General features: G+C 43.3%; 21 protein-coding genes. 18 read left to right on the top strand and 3 right to left on the bottom strand.

Features of this window, described 5'->3' with window-relative positions; translation table 11 throughout:
- Positions 1 to 15: 15 nt before the first annotated feature.
- On the top strand, positions 16 to 273 hold the full coding sequence (locus SRRS_RS22950) for a hypothetical protein (RefSeq protein WP_371363733.1): 258 nt from the start codon (positions 16 to 18) through the stop codon (positions 271 to 273).
- A 405-nt stretch (positions 274 to 678) separates the two neighbouring features.
- A complete protein-coding gene (locus tag SRRS_RS22945) occupies positions 679 to 1377 on the top strand; it encodes a C39 family peptidase (RefSeq protein WP_371363732.1) in 699 nt (232 codons plus the stop codon).
- A gap of 338 nt (positions 1378 to 1715) precedes the next feature.
- Here SRRS_RS22945 and SRRS_RS22940 read toward each other — a convergent pair whose 3' ends face one another.
- Entirely contained in the window at positions 1716 to 3308 is a 1593-nt protein-coding gene (locus SRRS_RS22940; RefSeq protein WP_371363731.1) for a hypothetical protein, read from the bottom strand.
- Positions 3309 to 3701: 393 nt separating this feature from the next.
- On the opposite strand from SRRS_RS22940, the gene SRRS_RS22935 reads away from it, so the two are divergent.
- Both SRRS_RS22935 and SRRS_RS22930 read left to right on the top strand, forming a co-directional pair.
- Positions 3702 to 5702, top strand: coding sequence for a methyl-accepting chemotaxis protein (locus tag SRRS_RS22935; protein WP_371363730.1), 2001 nt, complete (start codon positions 3702 to 3704; stop codon positions 5700 to 5702).
- 257 nt (positions 5703 to 5959) lie between these two features.
- Complete coding sequence (locus tag SRRS_RS22930; protein WP_371363729.1) at positions 5960 to 6904, top strand: metallophosphoesterase; 945 nt, start codon at positions 5960 to 5962, stop codon at positions 6902 to 6904.
- Positions 6905 to 7174: 270 nt separating this feature from the next.
- On the opposite strand, the gene SRRS_RS22925 is transcribed toward SRRS_RS22930, so the two are convergent.
- Both SRRS_RS22925 and SRRS_RS22920 read right to left on the bottom strand, forming a co-directional pair.
- Positions 7175 to 7780: a DUF3841 domain-containing protein gene (locus SRRS_RS22925; protein WP_371363728.1), complete on the bottom strand. Its 606-nt coding sequence runs from the start codon at positions 7778 to 7780 to the stop codon at positions 7175 to 7177.
- Positions 7738 to 8295, bottom strand: a complete 558-nt coding sequence (locus tag SRRS_RS22920) for a DUF3841 domain-containing protein (RefSeq protein WP_371363727.1) — start codon at positions 8293 to 8295, stop codon at positions 7738 to 7740. Before SRRS_RS22920 ends, SRRS_RS22925 begins: the two co-directional genes overlap by 43 nt.
- A 192-nt stretch (positions 8296 to 8487) precedes the next feature.
- On the opposite strand from SRRS_RS22920, the gene yedF reads away from it, so the two are divergent.
- The 14 genes from yedF to SRRS_RS22850 all read left to right on the top strand — a co-directional run bounded on the left by yedF (position 8488) and on the right by SRRS_RS22850 (position 20070).
- Positions 8488 to 9078: a sulfurtransferase-like selenium metabolism protein YedF gene (yedF, locus tag SRRS_RS22915; protein WP_371363726.1), complete on the top strand. Its 591-nt coding sequence runs from the start codon at positions 8488 to 8490 to the stop codon at positions 9076 to 9078.
- Positions 9050 to 10225: an aminotransferase class V-fold PLP-dependent enzyme gene (locus SRRS_RS22910; protein ID WP_371363725.1), complete on the top strand. Its 1176-nt coding sequence runs from the start codon at positions 9050 to 9052 to the stop codon at positions 10223 to 10225. Before yedF ends, SRRS_RS22910 begins: the two co-directional genes overlap by 29 nt.
- The gene (locus tag SRRS_RS22905; RefSeq protein WP_371363724.1) at positions 10226 to 10462 is read left to right on the top strand and encodes a DUF3343 domain-containing protein; all 237 of its coding nucleotides are present in this window, start codon (positions 10226 to 10228) and stop codon (positions 10460 to 10462) included.
- A gap of 44 nt (positions 10463 to 10506) precedes the next feature.
- Positions 10507 to 10701: a hypothetical protein gene (locus SRRS_RS22900; RefSeq protein WP_371363723.1), complete on the top strand. Its 195-nt coding sequence runs from the start codon at positions 10507 to 10509 to the stop codon at positions 10699 to 10701.
- A 286-nt stretch (positions 10702 to 10987) separates the two neighbouring features.
- Complete coding sequence (locus SRRS_RS22895; protein ID WP_371363722.1) at positions 10988 to 11272, top strand: PhnE/PtxC family ABC transporter permease; 285 nt, start codon at positions 10988 to 10990, stop codon at positions 11270 to 11272.
- Between the two features lie 40 nt (positions 11273 to 11312).
- A complete protein-coding gene (locus tag SRRS_RS22890) occupies positions 11313 to 12470 on the top strand; it encodes a double-cubane-cluster-containing anaerobic reductase (protein WP_371363721.1) in 1158 nt (385 codons plus the stop codon).
- A 3-nt stretch (positions 12471 to 12473) separates the two neighbouring features.
- A complete protein-coding gene (locus tag SRRS_RS22885; RefSeq protein WP_371363720.1) occupies positions 12474 to 13304 on the top strand; it encodes an acyl-CoA dehydratase activase in 831 nt (276 codons plus the stop codon).
- 15 nt (positions 13305 to 13319) lie between these two features.
- On the top strand, positions 13320 to 14150 hold the full coding sequence (locus SRRS_RS22880; protein ID WP_371363719.1) for a transporter substrate-binding domain-containing protein: 831 nt from the start codon (positions 13320 to 13322) through the stop codon (positions 14148 to 14150).
- A 150-nt stretch (positions 14151 to 14300) separates the two neighbouring features.
- Positions 14301 to 15041: an amino acid ABC transporter ATP-binding protein gene (locus SRRS_RS22875; protein ID WP_371363718.1), complete on the top strand. Its 741-nt coding sequence runs from the start codon at positions 14301 to 14303 to the stop codon at positions 15039 to 15041.
- Positions 15042 to 15068: 27 nt separating this feature from the next.
- Positions 15069 to 15734: an amino acid ABC transporter permease gene (locus tag SRRS_RS22870; RefSeq protein WP_371363717.1), complete on the top strand. Its 666-nt coding sequence runs from the start codon at positions 15069 to 15071 to the stop codon at positions 15732 to 15734.
- Positions 15735 to 16088: 354 nt separating this feature from the next.
- A complete protein-coding gene (locus tag SRRS_RS22865; RefSeq protein ID WP_371363716.1) occupies positions 16089 to 16865 on the top strand; it encodes an ABC transporter ATP-binding protein in 777 nt (258 codons plus the stop codon).
- 39 nt (positions 16866 to 16904) lie between these two features.
- Positions 16905 to 18002 (top strand): ABC transporter substrate-binding protein, encoded by a 1098-nt coding sequence (locus tag SRRS_RS22860; protein ID WP_371363715.1) that lies wholly within the window; start codon positions 16905 to 16907, stop codon positions 18000 to 18002.
- A 20-nt stretch (positions 18003 to 18022) separates the two neighbouring features.
- On the top strand, positions 18023 to 18781 hold the full coding sequence (locus SRRS_RS22855) for an ABC transporter permease (protein WP_371363714.1): 759 nt from the start codon (positions 18023 to 18025) through the stop codon (positions 18779 to 18781).
- 98 nt (positions 18782 to 18879) lie between these two features.
- Entirely contained in the window at positions 18880 to 20070 is a 1191-nt protein-coding gene (locus tag SRRS_RS22850) for a MalY/PatB family protein (RefSeq protein WP_371363713.1), read from the top strand.
- The last annotated feature ends 1 nt before the right edge of the window (position 20071 follow it).

Here is a 20071-nt window from a genome sequence, read left to right as displayed (position 1 = left end):
TGGGGGATTCGGTGTATGCGGCTGTATTATGGTTATGAAGAGATTAAAAACTTGACGGTAGAGCTATCTTGGCAAGTAGATAAGATTAATAATAATCCTTCTGTTTCAAGCGACTGGAAAGAGCTTGGAAATGAAATAGATAAGCTGCTTACATATTACATTGCAATATTAAATCAATTAAAGCCAGGCGAAACAGTGACTGATTTTCAAATGATTCAAGAATTCAATGAAACGGAAATGTATATCGAAAAATTTAGGAAAATTTTTAAATAGTGAAAAATGACCCGGAGTTAAACTTCGGGTCATTTTTGGTTAAGTAACTTGACCGAAAATGACAATAGGGAAAATATGTTAGGACGTTACACTGTAAGAAGTGGCTTCAGCCCTTGTGATTTAAGGCTGAAGCCACTATATTTTTCTAAAGAAAGATATCATTGGTGTCTCTCTCTTTATTATGACAAAAAAGCGCCAAAATTAGAAGGAATTGGAAATTTAAGATCGAATAGCACAATTATTAGGCTGTAAAGAAAAACACTTGAAAGCTGAAAGCGGGACTAGAGGGGGGGCATGTTCTTTGAACTGTAATGAAGAAAGAGCTGTATGGGCGTGATTTGAAATAAAAGATGGCTAAATGCTGAGAGGTTGATTATATACCTATTAAGAAGGGGAGATTTTTATATGTTTAAAAATGTTAAGATATTTTTTATAACATTATTCCTCGTGGGTGTTTTATTTTCAACAACACATGCAACGGAAAACAAGGTAACATCACCGTCAAGTTCTTTATGTGCAGCCAATTATTATGAGTTAAAGCCAAGCAAATATTTTGTTTCATTAGGTGTTAAGGGGTACCAGCAAACAACTGATTATACCTGCGGGCCAGCCGCCGCTATGTCTCTGGTACGGTGGTATAATGTGTTTAGTGATGGCGACTTAAATAGTGCTACAGAAATGCGAATAGCCCAGGAAATGAATACAGGAAGCCATACCTCTTCTCATCCTGGAACCATGGCTCCCGCGATAGTAGCGTGGCTTGAGAAAAATGGATTTGATGCTACCTGGGGAACCAACGGAAGTTTAGAAATGATAAGAGATAATCTTAAAAAAGGGATACCAACAATAGTTGAATGGTCAGATTGGGGAGGGCATTGGGTAGTTGCGACTGGCTACTATGCTGGAAGCCAAGCACCGGAAAAAGGTCGTGATACAATATTTTTTGCTGATTCAGGTGCCCATTGGACTAGTGTAAATAACCCTGAGGGTATAGTATCATTTAATGCTGATCGCTTCTATTATATGTGGTATGATGCTCTATATTCGGATAAGGTAGTTAAAGGTGTATATATTACTGCAGTTCCTCATAAAAAAGATAATTAGTACTACAGTATCTAAATGAGGGGGACGAATTAAAGCTGCCTATTTGGCCGAGTTACCAGAAATGGGAAACCCCGTTTCAAAAAGAAGTGGACGATGCGCTGTGAGTAGTGACCCGTGGATTCTAGAACTCGCATTGTATGGCAAAAGGAACAGGTTTTTACCGTTAAACCTGATGGCGAAAAAACGATCCCTTGAGTCCCCGGTAACGTAGAAATCCTGCAAGGAAAGCAAACCTTGCAGGATTTTCTATTATAATGGTAAACCGCGTATAGATATGTAATATTACTAAGAAGGTGTGAATTTAGTTCGAATTGAAGCCAGGATTACCGTAACTAGGCTTAGTAGTGATGAGTCAAAGAACCGTCACCTGACTCATTCGATTTATATATTATTTTAACCCGAGGAACTTGCATAATATCAAAGCCAATGACAATCAGTTCCCGATTGGTCTGTAGCACCTCATTTGCTAGTTTTAGAGGAATATTCCCCTGTGCTACGGGAACAGCTTCAATTTTAAAAGCTGATAAATCCTGTATAACTGACTCTTTCGACACCCAATTGCCTATAGTTTGCGGTGTAGTATTGACCCACCGGTTCATGCGTGGCACTAAGTCTACGATATCCAGGACCGGTGTTTTGTTGGGGTAGATAACACTAACAACATTAGCAGTATAGCTGCCCAAAGCAGGATCGGCACGATATAAACGTATAGAGGTAATGCCTTCAGTATTTTTAATCATAGTAAAGTCATTTTCTTTCAAATTTGAAACTTTGTAGACCCCTAAATCTCTAATGGTCTCGTCAGAAAAACCATACAGCCGTTCTTTTTGCTTCTGCGATAATGCTCCGACTACTCTTAGCAAACTTAGCGCAGTTCCTGTGCCATCCAAATCAGCCTTTTGCGCTCCGGGGTAGAGACTAAAAGCACCTTCCTGCTCAATGTAAAATTTTTCAAATCTATTCCTGACAGTGCTCTCCATAAGTCTTCTGGCACGGGCTTTCTCTTCCGTCGAAGCGTCGCTCCACAAAAAATCAGTTAACAGTCTTATTCCCTGGTATCTTGTAAACGACCAGTCGTGTACTTCAGCTACATCAACCGGCATAGGTTCAGAAAGCTTCTGAAGCGTTGTTGCAAACATTTTGTCTTTATACCGCAAGGGAAATTCAGGGGAGTATTCCTTGCCTTCCTCATCTACAAACAATTTAGCAACATGATATGTAGTACCCAGTTCGCCTGAATTAGCAAACTCTCCGCTGTCTCTTAATCTAGGACCCCAGAAACCGGTTTTAATGTCCTGATTGTCGTAATACCATTGCATCAGCGCCCGTTTCCACTCCGGAGAAAAAGTATATAATTTATTGCGCTCTATTTCACGGTAATCAATTATTTCAGTTACTGCTATGTATGGAGTTTTTGGTAATCGGGAACCAATTGGCCCCACTAAAGCAAAATCATCTAAATAGGCTTTTAATTTTTCACCAGTATTGATTTTATCTAAGAAGCTTAGCGGATATTTAAGCCGCAAGGGTTGGCCTGTTTCCTTTGCCAAAAACTCAAGATGTTCTAACATATTTAATGTAGGTGCAACGTAAGTAAACAGCGGATAAGAATCATCCATAAATGCACCCGTTTTAGGATTTTGCAGGTTTAGATAATATTCTAGTTCTTTATTTTTATTAGCAAACCTCGGTACTTTGATTAACCCTTCCTTTGAATTTAACTGATGATACAACTGATCCAATTTAGTAGATGCTGTAGCAAAATCCTCCCTGTCGAGATAATAAGCAATCCCCAAAAGCTTGAACTCCACTTCACTCAAATAATAGCCTTCGGACTTACGTTCACCGTTTAGTCTTATCACTTCCGGTATTTTATCTGCGCCAGGTATAGAAAGGGCTGCGGGATTTGCAAAAATTATTCCTGACCACATAAAAAAAGTCGCCGCAAAAATAACTATACCAGCAATTAAATGCTTCTTTTTTATGATTTTTCCCCTCCACTCTTCTTTGTTCCGTGACAGTTCGGTCTGTTTTTATGTCATTGCTATTGCATGAGGTTATTTTACCATGAACTTCTCTTTCAGTAAATTTTTACCTGTGCGTCACCTGCTAATTGGAAGGATTTCAAGTATTAATAAAGAAATGTATTTATAAGTAAAAATTTTGCATGCAAAATAATGGGTAGCAAATTGCTTGGTCCGGTTAGTAATTCGTAGTTTCGCCAGAAAAGACTGAAGATTGCGAACGATATAAAGGCAGTTGCTACTGGTCGCGCGTTACATAGGACAAAGGTAAAGAAACTTTAGAGAAGGGGTGTGTAATCTTTGAAGTGGCTGGCAAGTATGAGTGTAAAAGCGAAATTGGTATGTATGTTGATTCTCATGAGTGCGGTTCCTCTCGCTATTTTTATTGTTATTAATTTTTACAGTACGTATACAACTGCGATGACAAATGCTGAAGGGGACTGTCAGAAGCGATCTCAGTTGGTCGAGGAAAATATTAATGCCTTACTAAAAGAAAATTTTACAGGTTTGAGAGCACTCGTTGCAAATCCTTTAACTAATTTGTTTTTCGAGGACCCGGTAGCTTATCTTGCGCCAATGAGGGGAGCGGTGATTAATACAAATAAAATTTATCATGATGCTAACCCGACCCACCTTAGCAATGCCAACGGGATGCAGATAATTCGCAGCGATGGTTTACCGGTAGTTGATATATCCTCGCGCGCTTATTACAAGACGGCTATGCAGGGAAAGGAAGAAATTTCGCCAGTTCTGATAAGTAAAGCTACTGGAAGATTTATTACCGTTCTTGCCGTTCCAGTTCTAAATCAAGACGGCAAGGTGATTGGAATGTTGCAGCGAGACTATGACTTATCTGTGCTGCAGGAATTTGTAAAAAGCCAGTCCGATGAAAAAAAACAAGTATTTATTGTGGATAAAGAAGGAAAGTTATTGGCACACTCGGCAAAAAAAGTGGAAACAGAAGCAGACAGAGTTGATGAAACAGGCTATGAATTTATAAAAAAAGCCTTAACCGGTGAATCTGGCAATGCCGCAGTGGATATGGAAGGAGAAAAAAGCCTGCTTAGTTACCGACAAAATCCGCAGACCGGCTGGGTTATTATTACTTCAAATTCTTATGATGCCGTGCGGAAAAAAAGTATCAATGATGCCCTAGTCTTTGGCGGTATAGGCATTTTTCTAATTTTGCTATTTGCTGGATTAGCCTTTATGTTATCCGGTAAATTTATAAGACCATTGCTAAAAATGGTAGAGGCAGCTTCTCTTATTTCCAAAGGAAATCTAGTTGTCGAAAAACTTGACAGTTCATCTAAAGATGAGATGGGCTTGATGGCAGAGGCTTTCAATAATATGGTTGAGAAATTATCCCAGGTACTCAGAAATACTCAGATCAATGCGCAATCGGTTGCATCCTCTTCAGAGCTGTTAAACGCAAGCTCTGAGCAATCAGCACAGGCTGCGAATCAAGTGGCAATTTCAATTACTGAAGTAGCTAGTGGGGCGACTAAACAGAAAGAAGCCGTAGATAGAACCAACCGTGTTGTTAAAGCAATGTCCGGACATTTGGATGTTATTGCAGAGAATTCGCAGGGAGTATCAAGTGCTTCCACTCAAACAGCTTACACAGCAAAAGAAGGCGGAATGGCAATCGAAAACGCCATACGAAATATGGCGGATTTAGAGGTTGCGGTAAAAGATTCGAACAATATTATTAGCGAACTTGGTGAACAATCAAGGGAGATTGGCCAAATTGTTGATACCATATCGAGTATCGCCGGACAAACTAATTTGTTGGCATTAAATGCAGCAATCGAAGCTGCAAGAGCCGGCGAACAAGGGCGCGGCTTTGCTGTGGTGGCGGAAGAGGTCCGTAAATTGGCAGAGCAGTCTCAGATGGCAGCAAAAAAAATAGAGACCTTGATTGCTGATGTTCAGCAAAAAACGGTTGAGGCTGTAAGAGCTATGAGTGAAGGTACGACAAAAACCGAAACCAGTGTTAACGCAGTTAACGTGGCTGGAGACGCATTTCATAATATTATTGAAATGATTGATTCGCTTACCGTAAAGATAGAAAATACAGTAGAAGCCATCAAGCAAGCAGACGCAAGTAGTAAAGAAATTGTTGAAGCAGTAGAGCATATTGATAAAGTTACCAATATACTGACAGGGGAAGCACAGACTGTTTCTGCGGCTACTCAAGAACAATCGGCAGCTATGCAAGAGATTGCTTCTTCGAGTCGTCAGTTAGCATCCATGGCAACTGCACTTCAAAATGCGGTAAGTGCTTTTAAGATAAAATAAGAGTATTTACTAATTTTAATGCTCTAATGATATTAAAAGGCGTTCTTGTTTTAGCGCCTAGGTACTCCTAAGGTAAAGTCGCAAAAAGAAATTCTTAAAAGACTACGGAAAACCCGAGAGATAACCTTCGCTTTACAAAGGCTATTTCTCGGGTTTTTTTAGTTTAATATGACTAATGAATCGGTCAAATGGCTTGATATTGTAACCTTTCTTCTCATCTTAACATAAAATATTAATAAACAGGAAAGGAGCAACACATGAAAGCGGAACTGGGTTGGGAGATACAAAAGCCATTGCGTTCTTATCAGCCATTAAATGAATGGTCTAAGGACCTTCTTCAGAAAAGCCCAATATCCTGTAATAGTTTTTCATTTATAGTCTTAAGTGACAGCCATTTACAGACCTTAGGGATTTCCCCTAGTACAGGACAATATAAATTAAACCGTAATGGAAGGCTTTATGAAAAAATATTACGCAATATTGCAGGGAACATTGCAGCGGGAAAGATTAAGCCAAACTTCATGATTCATGGTGGCGATGCGGTTGATATTGGAATGAAAGATAATTTTGAGGCGTTTGTAACAGTTACAAAAGGCATCCTGGGCAACTTTCCCGTCTTTGTTTCACTCGGCAATCATGATTTTGATTATCCGGGGCCAAGGTCTCAAACCAATCATTTTCAAAAGTATATCGGTAAAATTAGAGAATCGTTTCTAATCCCAAATACCAATGTTAAATTGATTCGTATGTGTAATGTTTCCTTTAAAGAAGAAAACAGAGAACCAGAATTTAACGCCGAAGATTTACATCTCCTTCCGGGATATAATATGGAAGTGGGTTACCATTATATCGTTGATTTTCATGTTCCGCTTCGATTATGTCATGCACCGTCAGAGTATAATGATCATTATTTGTCAGAGTACCAAACCCACTCCTTTTTAAAAGGTATCAATGGTTTGAACAAACGTCTTCTCGGAGTTTTCGCCCACCATCATCACGGATCATGGTGCTGCAACGCAGGCAACTATAAATTCCCTTTTATTATAACTGCTTGTGGCGGCACTAATGTGGGATGCCACCTTCCCCATTATTTTTATGTAACGGCTACTTGGGATGAGAAAAGCAAAGTATATCAGGTTCAATATCGCATGTATAACGAATACGGTACGGAAGTCAAGTGTAAATCTCCCCATCCTAACTAAAACAAATGCTGTGGGCCCGATTTGCCAACAGCATTTTTGTACTTTCTTTCAAAATTGAATGGCTTTAATACAAATGACAGGCACAAAATGCCATTTCATTATCCTTTAATTCAGGCAGGCTTCCTGGCAGCGGGGTGAAAGCAGCAGCCTGTGGGGCTAACCTCGGAAGTCGATGTAACCAGCTTCGACACATTGGCTGTTTTTTGCTCAAAAGGGCGTGCCGCTTTGCATTTTCTTTTAAACGTTTTGCGCGACACGACCTTTGAATATTTATGAATAAATTTGCTGTATCCACTGCCTGTCCAGGTACCACAGGCCGGCCTGCATATCTGAATACAGAGAAGAGCCGGTCTCCTTTACCTGCTGATCGTGGCGGAATAGCTTTTGCCAGCTGTTCCGGATCTCCTTTTTGAGATGGGGATAAAACGGTGTGGTATGCACATCTCCCTCATAACCAATGCCATAACGGGCCAGTTTTTCAGCAAATTTCACCTCTTCCTCTGCCGACTCCCCGATATATCGCAGGTTTAGTACCTTGTTCCAGTCGCTCATCCGGAAAAACACCGCGCTCTCCAGGGGAATACAGAGCTTCAGGATTTGGCATCCGGGATGGCGCTCCAGGTATTTTACATCGCAAAAAGACCAGACGGCCGACTCCGCTTGCTTGGGCTTAGGCAAAATACGCTGGGCATTTTCGGTATACCACGAATAGGCCTGCAAAAATACGCCAGATACTTCTGCGTATTTCCGTGTGATGTACTCCAGTTTGACGTAATGATATCCCTGTTCCAGCAAGTGCTGGACTACTTCATCCGTCTGAGTCGTGTACAGTGTTATCTGGTTATGCCGAGAATCCATTCTTTTCTCAGTTCCCATATGGTGCCCACCCTGACCTTACTCAAAATGATACTCTCGTCAAATAAGCGATCCCAGCTTTTGATAATCTTTCGTTTGATATTGGGATAAAATGACGTCATATAGGCGGTACAGTCGTCGATTCTGTAACGAGCCAGCAAGGCGGCATGCTCTTTTTCATCCTGGTCATTGGCCGGGATATACATATAATTGACAATCCTGCCCCATTTATCGATGTCCATGGTAATTAGCTGAGCCTGTTCGACCTCAATTTCCAGCTCGACATTTCCGGGGCTGCTTGTTATCTTACCTTCCTCGGTTAAAGACACCCAGATGGGGTAGAGTACATTCTCAGGCGGTCGTACTAGTTTGCTTGCCGCTTGATAATACCAATTGTATACATCCAGGTACAGTGAGGCATGCTCCTCCATTTTGTTGATAATGTATTCTTTTTTCACTATATAGCGTCTATTTAATTCTAAATCTTTTAGTATATCTTCATGCTGCTTTGTCCACACTTTTACCTTGTTATCCATATTATTCCCTACCAAACTCCCGAAGGATAATAAACTAATTATCAAAATTTTACAATAAGTAAAATTTTGCTGTCAATCTTTATTGATTATTTCTATAGATATTCAATTCGCCAATTGGAAAACACGATTAGTGCATTTTAACTGTCTATGTTAGGATAACACCATTGAGGCAAACGTAAAAGGGGATAATTAATGAGACAGATTAATGCAATCGGGGATGCCTGCCCTCTACCGGTAATCAAAACTAAAAAAGGCCTTGCAGAACTAGCGAATGGTCAATTGCAGGTGCTAGTGGATAATGAGGCAGCTGCCCAAAACATCCGCCGCTTAGCCGAATCGGAAGGCTGCCGGTTTGACGTAGTGCAAAAAGAGGGTGTTTTTCATATCATGCTACTAAAAGGAGATGTCCAGACAGGTAGTGCTTTGTCAAGCGATAAGGCGACTGCCGGAAAAACCGTGGTTGTTTTGTCTGCCGATACCATGGGGGCCGGCGATGATGAACTGGGACGCCTTTTGATAAAGGGATTTGTTTTTGCGCTAACCCAGCTGGATACATTACCTAATACCGTTCTGCTCTATAACACCGGTGCCAAGCTGGCGATCCAAGGATCAAGCTCTCTTGAAGATTTAATTACTTTGGAAAAAGCTGGGGTTGCTGTCATGACTTGCGGCACCTGCCTGAATCACTTTGGAATTGCCCAGCAGCTGGGTGTAGGGGAAGTAACTAATATGTATCGTATAGTGGAAGAGATGCGTGACGCTGAACGCATCCTCCGGCCTTAATATTATGATTTACTTTGATAATGCAGCCACAAGCCTGCCCAAACCACCGGCAGTAGGACTGGCGGTTTTAGAGGCCATTAATACTTTTGGCGGAGCAGGTAGGGGTGGACATCCTGCTTCGTTAGCGGCTACCCGTTGTATTTTTCAGGCGCGCAAGGCCGTAGCTGAGCTGTTGGGAGTTTCTGTCGACCAGACGGTTTTTACGGCTAACGCGACGGAAAGCCTGAATATTGCCATAGCTGGTTTGCTGACACCAGAAGACCATGTTATTACCACCGCACTGGAGCATAATTCTGTTTTGCGCCCGCTTTATAAGCTACGTTCCCAGGGCATGGGATTATCGATTATCGGTTGTGATCAACAGGGAAATTTGGATTACGACGGGTTTCGACGCTGTCTCAGGTCTAATACGAAAGCCGTAGTTTGCACCCATGCATCCAATCTGACCGGTATACTCACCGATTTAGACTTTATCGTCGGCTTCTGCAAGAAAAATGACCTGCGGTTGATTGTGGACGCGTCGCAAACAGCGGGTGTGTTTCCCATCTGTGCAGACAAGCTGGGGATTGATGTTCTCTGCTTTACCGGGCACAAAGGACTTTTAGGGCCGCAAGGTACCGGCGGACTTTGCATTCGCAAAGGGCTCGCTGTGAGACCGCTCAAGGTGGGCGGCAGTGGCATTCACAGCTATTCCGAAATCCATCCGGCGGATATGCCCGAGGCTTTGGAGGCTGGCACGGCCAACGCCCATGGCATCGCCGGTTTGCTGGCCGGAGTTGAGTACATTCTGGCAACAGGTATGGATACTATCCGCAACAGGGAACTGGAACTGGCGAAACGCTTTCGCCAGGGTATTGCCGCAATCCCCGGGGTTCGTATTTATGGAGATCCGACCAGGCCTCACGCGCCCATTGTAACGCTGAATATCGGTTCCCTGGATTCAGGTGAGGTAGGGGACCGTTTGGCAACCCTTTACGATATTTGCGTACGGAGCGGTGCCCATTGCGCCCCGCTGGCTCACTTGGCTTTAGGAACCCGGGAGCAGGGGGCGGTGCGGTTTAGTTTCTCCTCATTCAATACGGAAGAGGAAATCCAAAAAGGAATTCGGGCGATTGCGGCGATTGCCGCAGAAGGGGAGCAGGGATAAATGGAGAGAAAGAAACAGCCCAAATTGGTGATTACCTTTCCTACCACCACTGCCGCGATGGCTATGGAGGCCGCCTGTGAAGCTAAACACGGACGATTAATACCTATTCCACGGGAGATCAGTGCCGGCTGTGGTCTTGCCTGGTGTGCAGAACCGCATTTGGAGGGCACTTTGCTCCAGGTTATGGATAAAAACAATATTGAATATCAGAAAAAGCAAGTTATTTCTCTGTACTAATAAGCATCTGGTGTAATTGATACAAAAAATTAGGGAGGACAAAATTGCAAAATCGCAGAGACTTATTGAAGCAAGGCATTATTGCAATAACCGCTACTCTGCTGCCAGTCAAGGCAATTGCCGAAGAAGAGAGCGCGACTCGGTATCAAATGATTGTTGATCAGAACTGCTGTATGGGCTGTCAGACTTGTGTTTGGCCTGCAAAGCCCAGAATGATGTTGCGCAAAATCAGTTCTTGACCCGGGTTCTTATCAAGGAAGAGAAAAGAGGAATAGGCGCCAGGCAGATATTCAAACCTGTAGGATGTGAACCAGTGTGAGAGTCCGAGATGTCTTGCCGCTTGTCCGTTTAAGGCAATTATTAAGTTGGAAAATGGCATAGTGGTTACCGATTGGTCTCTTTGTCAAGGTGAGCAGGCCGCTTATGAAAAAACCACAGAATTTAAGCGGCATGGCTATCCGGCCAAACGGCCCTGGTTTCCGTTTACTGTCGGCGGGCTTTGTGTTGAGGCCATGAGCGGTATTGATGAGCAGTACCCCTATCCTTGCAAGATACTTACTGTCCTATACTTTGTTCCGTTGGGAATGCAATATGCGCTCGGCAACGGTGCTTGGTTTTGTTGGTGCCGGCGGAATCGGTACACAATTAATGATCAGTATGAAGCTGTTCATGTACCAAGAGGTTTCAACACTCATCATGGCAATATTTCTACTGGTAGTTGCTGTAGAAATGATTGGCCAGTACTTACGAACCCATATCCTCGGCGATCCCGGGCAGGTTAAGCAACCCTGCCGGCTACTGTCGGAGTGAAAGAAATGAGCTTTATATTAATAAAGGGAGAGATCTGTACATGATCGAGAGGAAAACCGAGTTACCACAAATATTTGAAAGTTTTGCCGAGGCAAGGCGGAATGGATTTCTCGCTATGAAGAAAATTAAAGACAGCGGCAAAGGAGTGGTGGGCCAGTTCTGTACCTATACCCCGCTGGAGATTTTTATGGCTGCCGGCCTTGTCAGTGTGGGGCTGTGTTCTACCAGTGACGAGACCATTCCCGAGGCGGAGAAAGTATTACCCAGCAACCTGTGTCCGCTGATTAAGTCCAGCTACGGCTTTGCCATCACCAACAAATGCCCGTACATGTATTTTTCCGATTTGGTGGTGGGCGAGACTACCTGTGATGGTAAAGTGAAAATGTACGAACTTTTGGCTGAGATCAAGAATGTCCATATTCTGGAGCTGCCCCGGCGGCAGGATACCCCGGAGGCCATGGCTCTCTGGCGGGCAGAGCTGGTGCGGCTGAAGGAACGGGTGGAAAAGGATTTCGGCGTTACCATTACCGATGACAATTTGCGGGATGTCATTCGCCGGCGGAATATCGAGCGCAGGCTGCTGAAGGAACTGTATGAGCTGAGCACCATGACGCCCCCGCCCATTACCGGCCTCAGGCAGCTGCAAATCCTTTTTGGTTCTCAGTTTAAATTTGACTGGGACGAGAAGGTTGCGGAAATTCAGAACGCCATTGCCAGCATCAAGGCAGCCTATGCCGCCGGGGACCGCCCGGTTGCAGACACTGCGCCCCGGATTCTCATTACCGGCTGTCCTATGGGTGGTGTTACTGAAAAGGTGGTTAAAGTCATCGAAGAAGCCGGTGCCGTTGTTGTTGCTTATGAAAACTGTACCGGTGCCAAGCAGTTGGATCGGCAATGCCCGGAGGAAGGAGATCCTCTTACCAATATAGCTGACCATTACCTGCAGATTGGTTGTTCTGTCATGACGCCCGACAACAACCGCTTTGAGCTTTTAGAGCGTCTCTGTAAACAGTTTCAGGTGGATGGTGTAGTAGAAATGACACTGCAAGCCTGTCATACCTATGCGGTAGAAGCGTATTCGGTTAAGACGTTTCTGCAGAAAAAGGGAATCCCATACCTACAATTGGAAACCGACTATGGCACTGCCGATATCGGCCAGTTATCCACACGGGCCGGTGCCTTTGTGGAGATGTTATAGACAATGATAAAAGCATCGATTGGTATTGATTGTGGTTCTGCTGCATGCAAAGGCATTCTTTTTCAAGAGAACGACATCCTTGCTTCCTGTGTGAAACTGACTGGCTGGAGTCCGCGGGAAACTGCTCAGACGGTTTTGGAACAGCTATTGATGAATACAGGGCTTGAAAGAGACGATGTGCATATTGTAGCGACCGGATATGGTCGAGTAAGTATAGAGTTTGCCAACCAAGCTGTGACGGAAATTACCTGTCACGCACTAGGTGCGGATTACCTGTTGCCTGGTGTTCGCACGGTTATTGATATTGGCGGTCAGGATTCAAAGGTCATTGCCGTGGAAGCCGGACAGGTCCGCTCCTTTCAGATGAATACTAAGTGTGCCGCAGGCACCGGTCGCTTTCTGGAAATGTCGGCCAACCGGATGGGGATTGGTTTAACAGAATTCTCGGCCCTGCTCTCTGCGGGAAAAAGCTGTTCCTTAAGCAGTATGTGCGCCGTATTTGCCGATTCGGAAATCGTATCGCAACTGGCAGCAGGAAAAAGCCGCGAGGAAGTAGCTGGCGGCATTGTTCAGTTAGTTGTAGATCGTACGGTTGCCTTGACGGCCCGGGTGGAGTATTCTCCGCCGATACTACTGACAGGTGGTTTGGCGGGCATCCAGGGACTTCGAACCGCGTTAGAGAAGCAGACTGGTTACCCGGTAGTTTCTTCGGAGTTGTCCAGTTTTGCAGGCGCTATTGGCGCCGCAAGAACCTACTGGGTGAAAAGAGCAAGGAGTGTCAATAAAAAGTCCAATTTTAGTGAACCCGTTCAGGTACCTGCAAATGTATTATGAAATGAGAGGGAAATTATGAAAAAAATTCTTCTGGTATTACTATCTATTTGTGTGATCTTCGGAACGGCTGCCTGTGGAAAGAATGAGAAGACTTCTGTAACACAAGAAAAATCGAGTGCGCCAACAGAAATTATAGTAGCAGCTGGTTCGGCGTCCGTTCCGAATTCCTATATAGAAAATGGAATACATAAGGGACATGAAGTAGATATCTGGAATGCTATTTCAGAGAAAACCGGACTCAAAGTTAAATTTGTAACAGGGGAATTTAACACGTTATTTGGATATCTGGATTCCGGTAAAGCGGATACAGTAGGAAATACCATTACTCTTAATGCCAAGAGAAAAGAGAAGTATGATTTTTCAGAGCCATACGCTTATATTCCTGAAAGGTTAGTTGTTCATTCCAATAGAACTGATATTAAAAACTTAAAAGATATAGCGGGGATGACCTGTGGATTCTCGTCAGGATCAAATGGTGGGAATTTATTTCAACAGATTGCCAAGGCGCAGGATATAAAAATAAATCTAGTAGTATTCGATAGTTCCGAATTATTAAATGAGGCCTTTCGCCAAGGAAAAGTGGATGTAATGATTTTTGCAGGTGCTGAGGCAGCCTATAAAATCAAAAATAAAATTATTGATGCCAGGATGGTTGAAGAAAATATTGTAGTTGGAGCGAAAGCCTATCCTTTTGTAAAGGGAAACGCAAAATCAGAAGAAGTGAACAAAATTGTTACAAAAGCTATTAAGGAAATGCAACAAGATGGAACGCTGGAAAAAATATATAGTAAATGGTATGGAATGGACTTTAGTAAGAAACCGGCTAATACAAAGATAGCAGATTAATTATGCAGACAATAGTTGCCTACCGGATAATGCCGCTATGGCGCTGGTAGGCACTTGTTTTCTAAGACTCAGTTATATAAAAGAACGGGAACCAGGCAAGCTAAGATAAGGCATTAATACGATTATATAACACAGCAGGTGAGCCAGTAAATGATTACAATAGAGCATTTAAAAGTGCAATTTGGAGAATTGGTTGTCTTAAAAGATATAAATGTTCAAATTGCTGACGGAGAAGTCGTAGTATTAATTGGTCCGTCAGGAAGCGGTAAATCTACTTTTCTTCGGTGTCTTAATTTTTTGGTTAGGCCTGCGGAAGGTAAAATTACAATTGATGGATTTTCCGTAGATGCCAGAACGGCTTCGAAGAGAGAGTGTGATCATTTGAGATTAAAAACATCAATGGTCTTTCAAAATTATAATTTGCTGAAGAATAAGACTGCTATACAAAATATTATGGAACCTATGGTTACAGTACAAAAAAAAAGCAAGAAAGAAGCCGAAGAAGTGGCGGTTAACTTACTTAAAAAAGTAGGACTTTTGCAAAAAAAAGATGCGTATCCTAAGGAAATGTCAGGGGGACAACAACAAAGAATAGGAATTGCCAGAGCTCTGGCTGTAAATGCAAATGTTGTTTTATTTGATGAGCCGACATCATCATTAGACCCTGAATTAGTGGGGGAGGTTCTGGGTGTAATTAAACAACTGGTAGCGGAGCATAACAAAACGATGTTGATTGTGACTCATGAAATGAAGTTTGCCAGAGAAGTTGCGGATAAGATTCTTTTTTTAGAAGACGGATGTATTATTGCTACGGGAACTCCGCAGGAACTATTTGAAAATTGCCCAAATGAAAGAGTTGGAAAATTTTTAAATACAATAAATTCGAACTAACTGACAATATTGTACGAGGATAAATAGATGAATTTTGATTTTGTATGGTTTATTAATTTGTTTCCCATTGTTTTACCTGCGCTAGAATTAACAATTAGTATGTCCCTTATATCGCTGATACTCACATTGCTATTATCTGTTTTTATTTCCATTATAAGGCATTTTGAAGTGCGGGGACTATCACAGTTTTTTGGTGCTTATATTACATTTTTTAGAGCAACGCCATTGGTGGCACAGCTTTTCATCCTGTATTTTGGTTTTCCCTCTATAATTCCGGCAATGAAATCAATGTCAGCATTTCAAACTACTATAATTGCTCTTACATTAAACACATCGGCTTTTATGGCAGAAACACTCAGAGCTGCTATTGAATCTGTTGATAGGGGGCAAATGGAAGCCTGCTATTCTATGGGGATGACAAGATACCAAACAATGGTACGTGTTGTTTTACCACAGGCCTTTGTCGTAGCATTACCCACACTTGGAAACCAATTTATAGGGATCATTAAGGGAACAGCTTTGGGATTTACTGTTGGACTTGCTGACATAATGGCAAAAGCAAAAATAGAAGCGGCATTAGACCTTCGTTTTTTTGAAGCCTATTTATGTGTCACGTTGATTTATCTAGTAATTGTGGTTATAGTTGAGAAATTTCAGGGACTATTGGAAAGAAAGGTTCAAAATTATTCTTAAGGAAACCTGTAAATAGTATGAGTTACACGCCGATAAAGAGTAAGGAAGTAGGCTGTTTGCTGCGCAAGAATTCAGCAATACGTGCATGTTCTATTGATTATTTCAATGAACAGTTGAAGCAATCTCAGTGCTGTAACAAGGGGCAGAGCGCCCTTGCACTGTATTTTCAAGCATTGCCGTAAACAGCTTCTCCTGCATTTTTATAAGGCATTATAGAACATATCAATAGTAGTCGAATTTATCAATTGAAAAATGCGATTAGTGCATTTGTGTTATCTATGTTAGGATAACACAGAAAAATTTTTGCATGTACGGTATATATATGCATATAAGGAGGTGAGTGCGATACATGATGTGAAAATTACAGGGCTTTCTTTTGCCTATAAAAACGATAACAGATTAATTTTGAAAGACATTAACATCGAAGTGGCAGCAGGGTCGTTTGTGGCTCTGCTGGGCCAGTCCGGCTGCGGCAAGAGCACCTTCTTGCGCCTCTTAGCCGGTTTGGAGACTTCCACAACAGGCACAATTCTTTTAGGTGATCGTCCGGTAAACGGGGCCAGTCTGGATAAAGGCATGGTTTTTCAAGACTATGGATTATTTCCGTGGATGACAGCCGGCGAAAATATCATGCTGGCTTTAAAACAGCGCTTTTCTCAGCAGGACAAAAAGAAATTGAAGCAGTTGGCACTTGACACATTAAATGCAGTGGGACTGGATGATTCAGTATACCATAAGCTACCTAAAGAGCTATCCGGCGGTATGAAACAGCGATGTGCCATTGCCCAAGCCTTCAGTATTGATCCTCCTATTTTGCTAATGGACGAGCCATTTGGAGCGTTGGATGCAGTGACCCGTGCACGGCTACAGGATTTGGTGTTGAAACTGTGGTCGCAAGAGAATCCTAAAAAGACTGTTTTTTTCGTCACCCACGATGTAGATGAGGCACTGCTCCTGGCTAACCGAATCATTGTTTTTGGACAGTCTCCCAGCAACATAATTTACGAATGCTCTATTGCGGAGGATCAGCGTCCCACCCGGGAAACCCAGTTTGACAATCCGGAAATTATGAAGCTGCGCAATAAGTTGATCTTCCAAATCAATAAAGATGTGGCAGCCCGCATTTCCTAAACGGTAGTATTACAAAAAAATTATACGAGGAGAATACACATGAAAATAAGAATTGTTTTACCAATTTTGGCATTGACCGTCATGCTTACCTTGGCGGGTTGCGGTGGAAACAGCGGCAATTCTACCCCTGCCAACGCTCCACAATCTGCTGAGTCAGGGAAAAAAGGGCCTGAAACCAGCGTAGTCAGGTGGAACTATGGCACCAGCGGCAACGTAATGGTTACCATTGCGGAAAAAAAAGGATATTTCAAGGACGAGGGCCTAACACTTGAAATGGTTCCTGCCACCGCCAACGCTGATGCTATGGCACTGCTCTCCACCGGCAAGGCAGATGTTGCTTCCAATTCCGGCACCAGCAACCCCTTGCAGCAGATCGCTTCCGGCGTAGATTTGACCATATTCGGCGGACATATGGTGGATGGCAGCATGCCTGTTGTCGCACGCAAAGGGACTAAATGGAACGGTGTTCAGGACCTAATAGGCAAAAAATTCGCCTGCAATCCTTCCTATTTCGCATTCACTGGCGCTATTATGGATCTGGGGTATAAGGATCCTCTTACCGCAGTGGAATGGGTTACCTATACCAATTATAATGATGCTTTGGCCGCTGTGGTGCGTGGCGAGGTGGATTATGCCCTCATGGGTACCGGCCAGAATTATGCTGTGAAAAATATGAAAGAAATTGATATTGTGGCCTGGCAGGGCGATGTAATGAAAAACTATTCCTGCTGTCGGCTGGTTGCCCCAACGTCGTTTGTAAAGAACAATCCCAATACCGTCAAGGGTATAATGAAGGCATTGATTCGTGCCCAGCGCTATTATGAGGCTAATAAGAATGAGGCTATTACCCTGCAGGCCGAGAACATTAAAACCTCTAAAGAGTATGTGGCTGCCTATATGCTTAATGATAACTATGTAGTCAGCCCGGACCCCCTCAAAAATTCAGTTATCCGTGCATGGGGGATTCTGGATAAGACTGGTTTCCTGAACAAAAAAGCCAAGGACATAAACATTGTTGACCATATCAATACAGATCTGTACAAGGCTGCTTTGGATGAAGTAACCGCACAATATGGAAGCGAAGACCCCGAATTCTATAAAAAGCTGCAGGCTTTTTACCAAGAAAATAACTCCTAATCAGCCATATAAGGAGTACTATGGACAAGTTTAAGATTTTTTTTAAAAAATACTGGCTTACTGTCTGCATATATGCAGCATTAGTGCTATTGTATGTGTATGCGACAGAAAGCGGGCAGGCCAATCCGTACCTATTCCCCGATGTTGAGGCTATTATGAATGCCTTTTCCAACGATCAGGGGGTTATGTTATTGAACATGGTGTCATCCTTCAAATTGATGATTCCGTCTATCCTGATATCCTTGGTTATTGCGTTAAGCCTCGGTACAATCCTGGGATTAATCGAATGGCTGAGAGATGCGCTTTATCCGATAATTTACGCCTTCAGCGTGATACCATCTATCCTGCTGTCGCCATTTGTGTTGTTGTTAGCCCCCAATTTTGTGGTAGCATCGGTATTCTTGATTTCGTATGGCACTGTCTGGACAACTCTTTTTGCTACGATAACCGGTATCATGACTATTGATAAGCGTTATCTGGACAAAGCGGCCACCTTGGAATTGCATGGGATCAAACTGATGACCAAAGTGATTCTTCCGGCGGCCAGTCCGTCTATTTTAGCAGGCTTCGTTAGTTCCCTTCGCGGGACTTTCTTGATGCTGGTCTATGTGGAGATGTACGGCACCCAGTATGGTATGGGCTTCTTTGTCAAGAAATACTCTGAATTCGGCCTGTACGATCATACCTGGGTCGGTTTTATTTTCATGGTAATCATACTGGTTATTGTAATGCAGCTTTTTGAACAACTGAAAAACTATATACTTAAGTGGACAATTTAATAAAAGAGCCGCTATCTCCAATATTGAAAAACACAATTAGTGTATTTTAATTATCTGTGTTAGGATAACATACAAAAAATTATCAAAGGTGATTTGTCATGGAAACACAATTTGATTGCGTAATCGACCGTTACCAAACTGCTTCCCTGAAATGGGACAATGTTAGGTCAATGTTCGGGGTTGATGATGTTCTGCCTATGTGGGTCGCAGACATGGATTTTATGGTTCCGGCGCCTGTTCTTGAAGCAATCAGGCAAAGACTTGAGCATGGAATCCTGGGTTATACGGAGCGGCCTGATTCATATTTCGCGGCTGTCAGCGAATGGATGCTTACCAGATTTAACTGGTCAGTCCGCAAGGAATGGATTCATTTCGCCCCAGGGGTCGTTCCGGCCATAAGTTTTATCATCCAGGCATTTTCCTCGCCCGGCGATAAAGTGGTTGTCCAGCCCCCGGTATATTATCCCTTTATGAATACCACCACAAATAACGGCCGCCAGGTTGTGTACAATCCGCTGAAGCTGGCAAACGGCAGATACACAATGGATTTTGCCGATTTGGAAAGGAAGCTGGCGCCGCCGGACGTAAAGCTGCTGCTGCTGTGCCATCCCCACAACCCAGGCGGTGCTGTGTGGACCAGAGAGGAACTTACGAAACTTGGCAAAATATGTCTGGAGCACAAGGTGCTGGTCGTTTCAGACGAGATTCACGCCGACTTGATTTTCAAAGGGCATACCCACATTCCCTTTGCCAGTATTTCGGAGAATTTCGCCCAGAATACCCTGGTATGCACTGCGCCCAGCAAGACCTTTAACCTTGCCGGCTTGCAAACGGCAAATATCATTATCCCCAATCCGCAGCTCGGTGCAGTGTTTGCGGCCCACATGAAAACGGTCCACCTGGTACGGCCCAATGTTTTTGGGACGCTGGCAACTGAGAGCGCCTACCGCTATGGAAGCGCGTGGCTGGAGGAGCTGCTGGATTATCTGCAGGGCAATATGGAATTCCTGGTAGACTATTGCGAAACCAACATCAGGCAAATCAAGGTGATGAAGCCGGAAGGAACATATCTTGTCTGGCTGGATTGTCGCGCCCTGGGCATGAATGATGAGGAGTTAAATCAATTTCTGCTCACGCAGGCTAAAGTAGCTTTGGACGGAGGAACTTGGTTTGGCCCCGGCGGCGAAGGGTTTGTTCGGATAAATATCGCCTGCCCCAGGGCAACGCTTGCAGACGGACTCAAACGGATCGGGCAGGCACTTAATGCTTGGGAAGCTTCAAAGAGGTGAT

The organism is Sporomusa rhizae (genome assembly GCF_041428845.1).
Classification (GTDB): Bacteria; Bacillota; Negativicutes; order Sporomusales; family Sporomusaceae; genus Sporomusa; species Sporomusa rhizae.
This window is presented reverse-complemented; position numbering and strand designations above follow the sequence as displayed.